Annotated in this window: 9 protein-coding genes and 1 riboswitch; of the genes, 1 reads left to right on the top strand and 8 read right to left on the bottom strand. The window is 71.0% G+C overall.

Translation table 11 applies throughout. The annotated features are described in order from the left end of the window. Positions 1–72: 72 nt before the first annotated feature. Together G406_RS0112405 and G406_RS0112400 are read right to left on the bottom strand one after the other, a co-directional pair. Positions 73–966 (bottom strand): metal-dependent hydrolase, encoded by an 894-nt coding sequence (locus G406_RS0112405; protein ID WP_028934081.1) that lies wholly within the window; start codon positions 964–966, stop codon positions 73–75. Continuing rightward, positions 963–2,744 (bottom strand): SDR family oxidoreductase, encoded by a 1,782-nt coding sequence (locus G406_RS0112400; protein ID WP_051341996.1) that lies wholly within the window; start codon positions 2,742–2,744, stop codon positions 963–965. Before G406_RS0112400 ends, G406_RS0112405 begins: the two co-directional genes overlap by 4 nt. 89 nt (positions 2,745–2,833) lie before the next feature. After that, positions 2,834–2,914: riboswitch (ZMP/ZTP riboswitch) on the top strand. 15 nt (positions 2,915–2,929) lie between these two features. On the opposite strand from G406_RS0112400, the gene G406_RS0112395 reads away from it, so the two are divergent. Further along, positions 2,930–3,811, top strand: coding sequence for a bifunctional 5,10-methylenetetrahydrofolate dehydrogenase/5,10-methenyltetrahydrofolate cyclohydrolase (locus tag G406_RS0112395; RefSeq protein ID WP_028934079.1), 882 nt, complete (start codon positions 2,930–2,932; stop codon positions 3,809–3,811). Positions 3,812–3,875: 64 nt separating this feature from the next. On the opposite strand, the gene G406_RS46450 is transcribed toward G406_RS0112395, so the two are convergent. From G406_RS46450 to G406_RS46430, 6 genes are all read right to left on the bottom strand, one after another. Continuing rightward, positions 3,876–4,337: a hypothetical protein gene (locus G406_RS46450; RefSeq protein ID WP_051341995.1), complete on the bottom strand. Its 462-nt coding sequence runs from the start codon at positions 4,335–4,337 to the stop codon at positions 3,876–3,878. Then, on the bottom strand, positions 4,334–5,356 hold the full coding sequence (locus G406_RS46445) for a C40 family peptidase (protein ID WP_037076284.1): 1,023 nt from the start codon (positions 5,354–5,356) through the stop codon (positions 4,334–4,336). Before G406_RS46445 ends, G406_RS46450 begins: the two co-directional genes overlap by 4 nt. A 5-nt stretch (positions 5,357–5,361) precedes the next feature. After that, a complete protein-coding gene (locus G406_RS0112380) occupies positions 5,362–5,964 on the bottom strand; it encodes a hypothetical protein (protein ID WP_028934078.1) in 603 nt (200 codons plus the stop codon). A 29-nt stretch (positions 5,965–5,993) separates the two neighbouring features. Next, complete coding sequence (locus G406_RS46440; protein WP_051341994.1) at positions 5,994–7,895, bottom strand: hypothetical protein; 1,902 nt, start codon at positions 7,893–7,895, stop codon at positions 5,994–5,996. Positions 7,896–8,034: 139 nt separating this feature from the next. Continuing rightward, entirely contained in the window at positions 8,035–11,058 is a 3,024-nt protein-coding gene (locus tag G406_RS46435; protein WP_084216007.1) for an ATP-binding protein, read from the bottom strand. Then, on the bottom strand, positions 11,058–11,444 hold the full coding sequence (locus G406_RS46430) for a hypothetical protein (protein ID WP_051341993.1): 387 nt from the start codon (positions 11,442–11,444) through the stop codon (positions 11,058–11,060). Before G406_RS46430 ends, G406_RS46435 begins: the two co-directional genes overlap by 1 nt. Positions 11,445–11,448 lie beyond the last annotated feature (4 nt).

Genomic DNA, 11,448 nt, shown 5'->3' with positions numbered 1-11,448 from the left:
CCGCCCGTGAGCGATGTGGGCTCCCCTGATCGTCCACATCACCCACGGGGCGGGGCCGCCAGGTGGTCATCTTCATCGGCCGGCTCGGGCGTCGGCGATCATCGCCGCCGGCGAGCTCGCCAGGTAGGCCACGGCCTGGCTGGTGCTGCCGTGCTGGCTGGGGTGGTAGTCGCGGCGCAGGTACGGCAGACAGGACCGGATCAGCGCGAACAGGCTGGGCAGCCCGTAGCGGGGCAGCCGGATCGCGTCACGCAGGCGCGGCTTGCGCTTGCCGGTCGGGTCGTTGGCCATCAGGAACCGCACGCCCTGGATCCACAGCAGCGCCATACCGGGCGCGACGACCATCATCTGCCGTACCCGAGGCCAGTACCGCCCGTCGAGGTGCTGGTAGAGGTCGAACGCGACCGCGCGGTGCTCGACCTCCTCGGCGCCGTGCCAGCGCAGCATGTCGAGCATGACCGGGTCGGTGCCGGCGGCGTCCAGCCCGGGCGCGTTCAGGATCGCGTCGCCGAGCACGGCGGTGAAGTGTTCGATGGTGGCCACGCCGGCGACCCGTTCGATGAGCCACGCATCCCGGCGCGCCGCCGCTTTCCGACCGGTGAACTCGCGGTCCCCCAGCGCCTTGCGGAACAGCCACCGGACCTGGGCCACGTACGGCTCGGTGTCCAGCCCGTGGGTGTTGAGGTGGTCGAGCACGCCTTGGTGCGACGCGGCGTGCAGCGCCTCCTGGCCGATGAAGCCGCGCACGTCCTCGGCGACCTGCTCGTCGCGGACCAGCGGCAGCGCCTCGGCGAACACCTTGACGAACCAGCGTTCACCCTCGGGCAGCAGCAGGTGCAGCACGTTGAGCAGGTGCGTGGCGAACGGGTCGTTCGGCACCCAGTGCATCGGCAGCTGAGACCAGTCGAACTCGACCTCACGGGGGCGCAGCGAGACCTTGTCCGGGTCGGCCAGCTCGTTGCTCACACCGACACCTCCCTCCGGGCGGCGGCGCGCAGGAGCGCCGGGGTCAGCCGGGACGCGGCGAGCGCCGCCCATGCCTCGGGGGTCACCGGGGCGAGTGCGGTGTTGCGTTCGGTCGCACGGACGATCTGGATCGCGGCGCGCTCCGGTGTGTAGTTGCGCTTGTCGTAGAACGCGGTGGTGGACTGCTGGCGACGCTGCTGCTCGGAGTCGTCCAACCCGACGAACTTGGTGGTCGCGGTGATGTTGGTGTGGACGAGACCTGGGCAGATGGCGACGACCCCGATCTTGTGCTCGGCGAGCTCACCGCGCAAGCACTCGCTGAGCATCAGCACGGCGGACTTGGTCGTCGAGTACGCCGACAGCGCCCGCGACGGCAGGTAGGCGGCGGCGGAAGCGGTGTTGACGATCCGCCCGCCCTCGCCGTTCTCGACCATCGCGGCACCGAACTCGCGGCACCCGTGGATGACGCCCCACAGGTTGACGTCGATGATCCGCTGCCAGTCCTCGACCGAGGTGTTCAGGAACGAACCGGACATCCCGATGCCGGCGTTGTTGATCACGACGTCCGGGACGCCGTACTCGTTGATCACTTCCTTGGCGAACCGGGCCATCTCGTCGGCCTTCGACACGTCGACCTGGTAGGCGGTGGCACGCACACCCAGCTCACGCACGGCGGCGCCGGTGTCGGACGCGGCGGCGGGGTTGATGTCGGCGATCACCACATCGGCCCCGCGCTGGGCGAAGGCCAGCGCGGTCGCGCGACCGATGCCGCTGCCGGCTCCGGTGACGACGACGAGCGAGCCGTGGTGGCGCCGACGCGCGGCGGGAAGGCTGGCGGCAGCGGCGCGGACGGCCGCCCGGCGCAGCCCGTTGCTCGCGGGTGCCCCGTCGACGTTGTCGGCCAGCTCGGTGATGCAGCGGGCGATCACCTCGGGGCGGCTGCGGACGATCCAGTGCCCGCCGACGACACGGCGCAGGCGGGGCTCTGTGGTCCAGGCGGCGATGTCGGACTGCATCGGCGTCCCGACGAACGCGTCGTCGGTCGGCGCGAGCACCTGCACCGGCACGGTGGTGCGACGCAGGCCCGGCTTGACCAGGTGCCCGCGCATGTTCTCCCGGTACAGCTCCAGCCCGCGGATCGCGTCGTCCGGGTTCGGTGCCCGCAGCCCGGTGTCGCCCCTGCTCAGCAGGCGCATCAGGCGGGGAAGCACGCCGCTGCGCCAGGCCGCCTCTGGCACTCCCGGCAGCTGGAAGAAGCCGATGTACCCGGAGGAGAGGCCCTGCTGGACCAGCTCGCGGAACCGGCCACCACCCGGACGGCGCAACCGGGACCGGAACCAGTGCCCCACGTGGTCGAGGCACGGCCCGGAGATCGAGGTGTAGGAGGCGATGCGTGTGGCCAACCGCTCGTCGGTGACCGCGTGCCATGCCTGGATGGACCCCCAGTCGTGCGCGATCAGGTGGGCCGGCTGGTGCGGCGACACGGCGTCCAGCACGACACCGAGGTCGTCGGCCAGCTGGTCGAGCGCATAGCCGGCGCGGCTGGTCGGCGCGGTCGAGGCGCCGGCGCCGCGCACGTCGTAGGTGACGACGTGGAACTTCTTGGCGAGTAGCTCGACGACCCCGTCCCACACGGTGTGGTCGTCCGGGTAGCCGTGGACCGCGACGATCACCGGACCGTCCGGGACACCACATTCCTGTACTGCCAGCGACACACCATCACTGGCGGTGACTCGACGCGTCCGCGGCACCGCGGCGACCTCGACCTTATGAGACATGTTGTCATGTTAGACAGAGTGTCAACAGTGAGTCCAGTGCGAACTCAAGATCCGTTTATTGGTCCTACGTTGTTACCTATGGCACACTGGGCGGCACACGCGACTGGCGGCCAGAGGGTGGGAAACCATCGGGGAGCTTCCAGCGGGGGTCGACCGCCTGGGCCGCCGCTGAGGAGCAGCTGCCTATGTCTGAAAACAGCTCGACCGCTGTCGCCACCGCACGTCTGTTGCCCGGCGCGCCCGTCGCGGAGCGACTCTTCGGTGAGATCACCGAGCGCGCCAATGCCCTGCGCGCCCGTGGTGTCGAACCCAGCCTGGCCACGATCCTGGTCGGCGACGACGACGCGAGCGCCGGCTACATCCGCATCAAGCAGCGCCAGGCCGCCGAGCTGGGCTTCGTGTCCCCGCACACGCACCTGCCCGCGTCCGCCACCCAGGACGACCTCACCGAGGTCATCACCAACTACAACAACGACCCCGGCGTGCACGGAATGCTCGTGCAGTACCCGACGCCGAAGCACCTGGACTACGACGCGGCCCTGTCGCTGATCGACCCCGCCAAGGACGTCGACGGCATGCACCCGCTCAACCTGGGCAAGCTCGCCGCCGGCATCCCCGGCCCCCTGCCGTGCACCCCGGCCGGCATCGAGGAGCTGCTGGCGTTCCACGGGATCCAGGTGGCCGGCCGTGAGGTCGTCATCCTCGGCAGGGGCGCCACGCTGGGCCGCCCGCTGGCCATGCTGCTCGCGCAGAAGCGCCCGACAGCGAACGCCGCGGTCACCGTCGTCCACACCGGCGTGCCGGACTGGGACCGCTACACCCGCCGCGCGGACATCCTGGTCGCCGCGGTCGGTGTCCCCGGCATCATCAAGCCGGAACACGTCAAGCCCGGCTCGGTGGTGATCGGCGGCGGCGTCCGCTACGAGGGCCGCCGGCTGCTGCCGGACGTCGACGAGTCGTGCGCCGAGGTCGCGGGCGCGATCACGCCACGGGTGGGCGGCGTGGGCCCGACCACCGTGGCGATGCTCTTCCGCAACGCCGTGGCTGCCGCCGAACGCGCCTCGTAACGCCCAGAACCTCGTGAGTGTTGAGTGTGGCCATAGCCATACTCAACACTCACGAGGTTTGACCTCAGCTGATGCGGTCGTCCGCCGGTCGGGGGTCGATGCGGCCTGCCTCCGCAGGTGGGATCGGGTCGATGATCGGGGCGAGCACGCGCACGGTGTGTGCGTCCGGCACCGGCTGTTCGGACAGGTCCCGGTAGACCAGCTCGCCTTCGGCGTCGATGTCGGCGATGAAGCCGGTCGCCGCGAGCTGCTCCTCGTCCAGGTCGGTGAGCAGCTCCTCGCGGGCCGCGATCACCTGGTACTCGGGCCATTCCAGGTTGCTGTAGGCGTCGTGCAGGTCGTCCAGGAGCCCGACCAGGTGCTTCTGCCAGCCCAGCGGCATCGACTGCGCGAGCGAACGCGGGATCACCAGGTAGTCGAGCGTCGCGCCCGGGTAGGTGGTGTCGGCGTAGTCGCGGACCGGGGTGGTCGACGCGGCATCCTCCTCGCCCGGTGAGGGCGGGAGTCCGGGGATCGGACGGTTCATGCCGGGTTCGGGGCTACGCCGGGGCGGGTGGCCAGCGGCACCAGCTCGGGGTTGTTCCAGTCGACCGGACGGCTGCGTACCGGTTTCCCGCTGTAGGGCGCCTCGACGAGCATGTTGTTTCCCAGGTAGAGCATCACGTGGTGGATCGTTGCCGGGTCGTTCCGGTCGGTGGCCAGGAAGAGCAGGTCGCCCGGCTGGGCGGCGCTCAGCGGCACATGACCACCGGCACCGTACTGCTCGCGGGACACCCGGGGCAGGAAGATCCCGGCCGACTGGAACGCCCGCAGCATAAGGCCGGAGCAGTCGTAGGCGTTCGGCCCGGTGGCTCCCCACACGTACGGCTTGCCCTGCTCGCTGAGCGCGAACGTGATCGCCGAGCGCACGACGCCCTCGGGCAGGTTCACCGCCGCGCCGCAGCCGAGCGGGTCCGCCACGTCGGCCAGGGTCTGCACGAGCTGCCCGGCCAGGCCCTCCCAGCGGGCGTAGGCCTCCGGGAACGCGGACCGCTGCACCGTCTGCGCGGCGACCGTCACCGGCAGCTGGTCCCAACCGGGCACCGCCTGCAGGTGCTGGAAGAACTTGGTCGCCGCGTACACCGGGTTGGTCACCTCGGACGGGCTGCCCCAGCCCTGCGAGGGGCGCTGCTGGAACAACCCGAGCGAGTCGCGGTCGCCGTAGTTGATGTTGCGCAGCGCGGATTCCTGCATGGCCGTCGCCAGCCCGACCAGCCAGGCCTTCGGCGGCAGCCCCATGCCCTTGCCGACCCCGATGATGGTCGCGGCGTTCTGCCGCTGCTCGTCGGACAGCTGCGAGGCGTCGGTGACACCGCGTCCGGGACCGCCGGAGACCGAGCCGGGGCCGTATCCGCTGGCGCACGGGCCGGAGCGCGCCGAGGAGCCGCCGAAACCACCGAAGCTGATCATCAGGCCGATGCCGAGGAACAGCAGCAACCCCATGCCGATCGCGACCAGCGGCAGCAACAGCCGCAGCGCGCGGAACTTGCGCCAGGGGCTAGTCATCGGCGCTAGTCATCGGCTCTGTCGTAGCCCGCGACCTTCCAGGTGCTGCCACCCTCGGTCGTGTTGACCACGAGCACCACGAGCTTGACCGCATCGGTCGGGATCTCGACGCGCACCGAGTTGGGCGAGACCAGGACGGCGCGCGCGGGACCGGTCACCTTGTTGGCCGGGATGTTCGTCGGGTCGACCGTCGACAGGACGCCGAGGTACTCCTCGGTGGTGTACGGCTTGAGCCCGTTCACCCAGGTCTGGGTGCTCGTCCCGGTCGGGTGTTTGGCCCACGCCTGGGTCCACCTGGTCGCCACGGTCAGCGCGGCCTGCGGTGCCTCGGCGGGCGGCAGCACGGTCGGGCGTAGCTCGGGGACCGGTGGGAGCCTGGTCGGCGCGGCGGCCGGTGGCGGCGCGGCGAACGTCGGCACGGCCGGTGCTGTGCTGGTCGGTGCCGTGGTGGCGCCGCGGTGGAACACCTGACCGAGCAGCGAGTTGCCCGCGATGATCAGCCCGAGCAGGACGATGAAACAGCCCACCAGCCGGCCCGGCGAGCGCAGCGGCCACTGCCACAGCGACCGGTACGCCGCCCCGCGCCCCTTCGGCGACCTAATCGGCATGCTGGCTCCCGGTAAGTACCCGTGTTGTGTCAGTCACGGTCGCCGCCGTAGGGATAGATCGGCTGGACCGGGCGCGGGCGGTAGATGCGGTAGACCGGCACGCCGTCCACCAGCTCAGGTTGCACGGGTTGGCGGTGCGGACGGTCGGACGCGGCGTCGGGCCTGCGGTAGAGCACGGACTCGTCGATCGTGGTGTGGTCGGCGCCGCCGCCGTAGCCGCCGCCGGGGTAGTAGTTGTTCGCCGCGCCCAACCGGGACTGCCCGCCGGTCAGCGCACGCCGTGACGGCGCGGTGACCGCCGCCGCCTCACCCTCGTCGACCGCCGTGCGGTCGCTGGGCCGCCAGCCACCGGCGAACCGCTGTTCCGGGACGACTCGCGCCTGAGCCTGCGCCTGCACCGTCTCCGGCCTGCGGACGTGCGGGTCGGACGGGCGCGACACGTCGCTGCGCCGTTCGTCCCACCAGCGCGTCTGGCGCTCGTCCTGCTCGGAGGCACCACGCAGCCGGCCCCACATGCGCGACACCGGCCCGCTGCCGACCCCGGGCACGACCCCGCCGAACTGTTCACGGGTCAACGACACCATCGCGACGAGTCGTCGGAACGGTCTGGCCACCGCCCACAGGATCACCGTCGTCACGCCGGTGATCAGCAACGCCAGCCAGAGGTCGATGCCGCTGTCCGGCTTGAACAGCGACACCACGAGCAGCGCGTGCAGCCCGGCCAGTGCGCCCACCACGAGGGTGTTGACCAGCGCGGACCCGGCGACCTTCGCCAGCGTCGGCAGTACCTCGGGCTTCAGCACCGCGAGAACCGCGATCGCCGGCAACGTCATGATCATCAGGCGCAGGATCAGCATCGCCACCAGGACCAGCACCTTCGACATCAGCTGGAACAGTGCGATGCACACCGCCTGGATGACCGCCAGCACCCCGACACCGATGCGACTGCCCGACTTGCCCTGAAAGTTCGGGTACCGCTCGCCCATCTTGGTGGCGATGTCGGTGAACGCCTTCTTCTTCGCGTCCACGTCGGCCTGCTGGGTCTTGCCCTGGTAGACGTCGTCGTTGGTGAAGGTCTGGGCGCGCAGCAGGTCGCGGCCCAGCTCGACGGCCTTCGGGTCGGTCGGGGTGCCGAACTCCCCACGCAGCCAGTTGTTGTAGATGACCTGGTCGGTCAGCACGGTCGGCAGCGTGTTGACGTCGCCCTGGTGCAGCGGCGAGAGGAAACCCTCCTGCATCTGGGTGATGCCGTCCAGCAGCAGCCCGTCGGCGGCCTTCGCCCAGTTGACCGGCGCCAGGTAGGCGGCGGCGCCGAGCATCAACGCGAGCAGCGCGAAGGCGCCGCGCTGGGCCTGCCGCGCCAGGTCCCCTCGGAACGCCAGCAGCAGCATCATCAGCGCGAGCAGCAGCAGCGCGGGACCGATGTAGGTGGCGAACACGCCGTTGTACATCGCCCTGGTGCCCTGCTCGATGACGTTGTCCAGCGGGGTGAGCACGTCACCGCCTCTGGCCAGCAGGTAGTGCGCCCAGTTGACGCCACCGACGGCGAACTTGGCCAGGTTGAACGTCTGGTTGCCGAGCCAGGTGTCGGTGTTGACCGCCGGGTCGGACACCGAGCCCGCGCAGCCGAGGTCGTAGGTGTGCCAGGACAGTCCGGCGTAGCCGACCTCGTTGTAGACGCTGTTCGGCGCACCGACGTTGACCGCCGGGTCGAGCGAACCGACCAGGCCGGACCCCGGCCGGTCCGGTTCGGGCGCCTGCTTGCAGTCGAACGGGTCCGCCCAGGCCGAGGGCCCCAGCAGCATCGACCCGAGCAGCAGCGCGATCACCACGACGATCCGCCGCGCCCGGACAGGCACCCGCGGGCGGGGCAGCCGCCGCAGCAGTCCGACGAGCAGCGCGGCCAGCACGATCAGCCCGACGGCGATCATCGGCCACCCCAGGCTCGTGAGTGTTGAGTGTGGCTATAGCCATACGCACCACTCACGAGGTCGACCGGGCCGCGCGCAGGTCGTGAGTGGTACGGGCGCCTATAGGCGCCCGTACCACTCACGAAGGCGGTCGGGGATGTCACCGGGGGCGCTCGCTGGTGTGCGCCGGATAGTCCAGGTCGTCGAACTCGTCCAGGTCATCTAGCAGGTCCAGCTCGTCGCCGGAGTCGTACTCGGCGGGCGGCGGCGACTGGCGGGCACCCGTCGGGTGCATCGAGGGCTCGGCCGGCGGGCGTGGCGGGGTGCGGGTGAGGCCGTTGGTCGACGCGGGCAGCTCAGCCGGGGCGGAGCGGCCCAGCGCGGGCGCCTCGCTCCGGCCGAGCGCCGGTGCCATACGGTTCCCGTCCAGCGCCGGGGCCGCCGGACCGGAGGTCGACACCCGGTTCGCGTCCGGGTTGGTGTCCAGCGCCTCGGCCAGGTGCGCCAGGTGCGGCGCCTCCAGGTCGATCCGGATCTTCTCCACGCCGCCGTGCCCGTCGGCGAACACGAACTGGCGCGGTGTGTCGTCCGGTCGGTCGTCGTGGCGCGGCCTCGGCGACAGTGTGCCGAGCATCGCCTCGTAGCCCACCCCGGTCGGCACCCGCAGCAGGCGCAACGCATCGGCCTGCGCCTCCGCGTCGTCGGTCCGCCCGACGAACACCGCGTTGACCAGCGACGCGAACCCGGACACCCGCAGCAGGTCGCCCGCCAGCTGGGAGGCGAACAGCGCACGGACGTTGAACTTGCGGGAGTCGCGGGCCAGCCGGTCGATCAGGACCTTGCCGGTCGGTACCTGGGACAGGAAGTGCGACTCGTCCAGCGCGACGCCCTTGCGGCTGTTGCGGTTCGCGTCGTAGATCGTGCGCTGGGTCAGCCAGGACGCCAGGTTCAGCAGCTCGACGGCGAGCTGCTCGCCGTCGGTCCACTCCTCACGCGGCGAACCGGGGCGCGGCAGCGTCATGCCCTGCATGGTGAGCACGGTCAGCCGGTACTCCCGGTCGGCGTGCCACGGGTCCTCCCTGGTCTGGTCCGGGAACAGCAGCGCGGCCTGCGGCAGCTCGCGGCGTTCCTCCAGGAAGTCGGCGACCACACCGGCGTGGTCCTCGCCGTCCCTCGCGTGCCGTCGCAACACGTCGATGACCTGCGCCGGGTTGCGGTCCGGCGCGCCACCGACCTCGCGGACCGCACGCAGCAGCACGATCCGGGTGTGCGGCAGCCGGGCGACGTCGAAGGGCAGCAGCCCGGTCAGCACGTCGAGAACCAGACGCCGCCGGGTCGCGGCGGCGAGTGAACGCTCCCGGCGCCAGGCCCGCTCGGCGTCCTCCTCCTCGTAGAAATGCTCGATGTTCGGTTCGGCGACGACCCGGTACGGGTTGAGGATTCCGGGATCGGCGCGCAGCAGGTTGATGTTGCGGGAGAACGGCGCCAGCTCGGGCAGCCGGGTCAGCTCGGCGAGCGGACCGGACGGGTCGAGCACGGTCCACTGCGCGCCGGCACGGAGCGACTTGTAGACGATCAGCCCGGTCAGGAACGACTTGCCGGAACCGAGACCGCCGACGATCGCGGTCAGACCGGACGCGCGGCGGACCTCCTGCGCCATCCACGGGTCCCACGCGACCGGGCGCCGGGTGGCGGTGCAGGTCTCGCCCAGCATGATGCCGCGCCGGTCACCCACGGCCGCGGTCGCGGCGGGTACCGCGGCCGCGGCCCAGGTCACCGAGCCGCGGCGGCGGTACGCGGTGGACGCGAGCGGCTCGCCGGGGATGAACTCGCGGGCGTAGCGGTACTGGGCTTCGGGGTGCTCGATGGACACCTTCGGCCGGTACACCTCGAGCAGCTGCTGCGCCCGGGACACCGCCTCGGCCTCGTCCCGGCCGGACACCGCGACCCGCCACCAGCCGTACAGCCGGGTGTTGGTCTGGGTGAGCCCGCTGCTCAGCTCGTCCTCGATCTCCAGCACCCGGTCGGCCTGGCGCGCGAGTGACATCGGCGGGTCGAGGTCGTGGTCGTGGGTGTAGTGCCGGATCTGGCTGCGCACCTTGCCCATCTGGCGCTGCAGCTCACCGGTCACGTCCTCGGGGCGCCGGATGTACATCCGGGCGGACCACTCCACCGGGAAGGACAGCCGGTCGCTGCGCTGCATCCACGGGTCGTCGACCTCGGGGATCCGCATGCCGTCCATCAGCCCGATGGACAGCACCGCGACGTGCCTGGTCACCGTCTGGTTGCGTAGCCGCCCGACGACCCGCACCGTCGGCGCGTACGGCTCCTGGTGCAGCTCGACGCCGTCGGTGAACGCGGCGAGGTCCTCGGTCTCCCAGCGCGCGGCGGACGACCCGCCCGGGGTCATGCCGAGCGACCGGGGCGCGGGCAAACCGAGCGCGCACGAGCGGTGCATCAGCCAGGCGAGGTCGTCGGCCAGTGCCGGCACGGCGTCCAGCCCGGTGCCCGCGACCAGCTCGTCGACGTGGCGCACCTCGGACTGCAGCGCGGCGAGCTCCGCCTGCACGGCGCCCGGGACGATCCGGCCGAGCACCGGAGCGGTGCGTTCCACCCAGCGGTCGAGCGTGCCCCTGCCGGACACCTCGACGCCGAGGAACACCTCCTTGTCCGACATGGACAGGCCCATGAGGTGCCGTTGCTCACCCTCCAGGAACCCGTCCCAGCCGAGTGCGCCGGCGACGTCCGGCGGCCTGCCGAGCGCGTTGTGGTCGAACGCCTCCGCCCACATGTGCACCGGGTAGGGCCGGGTCGTGACCCGCAGGTGCAGCCAGCGGCCCTGCAGCTCGCCGAGCTGCGCGGCGATCTGGTGGATGAGCAGCTCACGCTGGTTGTCGCTGCGGAAGCTCCAGGCCTGCGGCGCCAGCCGGTACCAGGCCATCACCTGGGTGGCGGTGCGTGTCAGGTGCCCGTCGATCGAGCGCAGGTTGATGCTCGGCTGGTAGCGCGGCGCCGAGGTCTCGCCCGCGAGCGACCGCGCGGCCTTGCTCTTACGTCCGTCCGCGCTCTTCGCCGTCGGCCGCTGGCTCTGCTGCCGGGGCGGTTGCTGCCTTGGCGGTTGCTGGCGGGGTGGCTGCTTGCGCGGCGGTGGTTTCCTGCCCTTGCGCGGGCGCTTACCGAACATCAGCGACCACCTCGCCGCTTGCCGCGCGGCATCATGCGGCGTACCCGAACGTGTTCGTTGCGCACATTGCCGCCGCGGTGCGCGGTGCTCGCCCTCGGACCGGTCACCTCGTACCAGAAATGCTGGAAGAGGTGGACCACACCCTTCTCGTAGTTCACCTTGCGCGACACCAGCCTGGTGAGGAAAACGGTGATCACGATCGCCCACGCGGTGGGAAGGATGTTGAACGCGATACCGACCCGGCGCTGAATGAACAGCACGAAGATGAAGATGAGGAAGCCCACCAGATAGCTGGAGTAAGTGGCTCGCCACGGGAACGTCGCCCGAGGCGGACCGAGCCACACCGCGTCGATGCGGTAGATCTCGTCGTCTGTCCGGACCCGCAAAACG

It is taken from the genome of Actinospineispora spinosispora DSM 44797, from assembly GCF_000429025.1.
Taxonomy (GTDB): Bacteria; Actinomycetota; Actinomycetes; order Mycobacteriales; family Pseudonocardiaceae; genus Pseudonocardia; species Pseudonocardia spinosispora.
This window is presented reverse-complemented; position numbering and strand designations above follow the sequence as displayed.

Bases quoted from the DNA above. Each gene is read 5' to 3' on its own strand.
- G406_RS0112380 (WP_028934078.1), bottom strand. From the start codon at position 5,964: ATGCCGATTAGGTCGCCGAAGGGGCGCGGGGCGGCGTACCGGTCGCTG.
- G406_RS46450 (WP_051341995.1), bottom strand. From the start codon at position 4,337: ATGAACCGTCCGATCCCCGGACTCCCGCCCTCACCGGGCGAGGAGGAT.
- G406_RS46445 (WP_037076284.1), bottom strand. From the start codon at position 5,356: ATGACTAGCCCCTGGCGCAAGTTCCGCGCGCTGCGGCTGTTGCTGCCG.
- G406_RS46435 (WP_084216007.1), bottom strand. From the start codon at position 11,058: ATGTTCGGTAAGCGCCCGCGCAAGGGCAGGAAACCACCGCCGCGCAAG.
- G406_RS0112400 (WP_051341996.1), bottom strand. From the start codon at position 2,744: ATGTCTCATAAGGTCGAGGTCGCCGCGGTGCCGCGGACGCGTCGAGTC.
- G406_RS46440 (WP_051341994.1), bottom strand. From the start codon at position 7,895: ATGATCGCCGTCGGGCTGATCGTGCTGGCCGCGCTGCTCGTCGGACTG.
- G406_RS0112395 (WP_028934079.1), top strand. From the start codon at position 2,930: ATGTCTGAAAACAGCTCGACCGCTGTCGCCACCGCACGTCTGTTGCCC.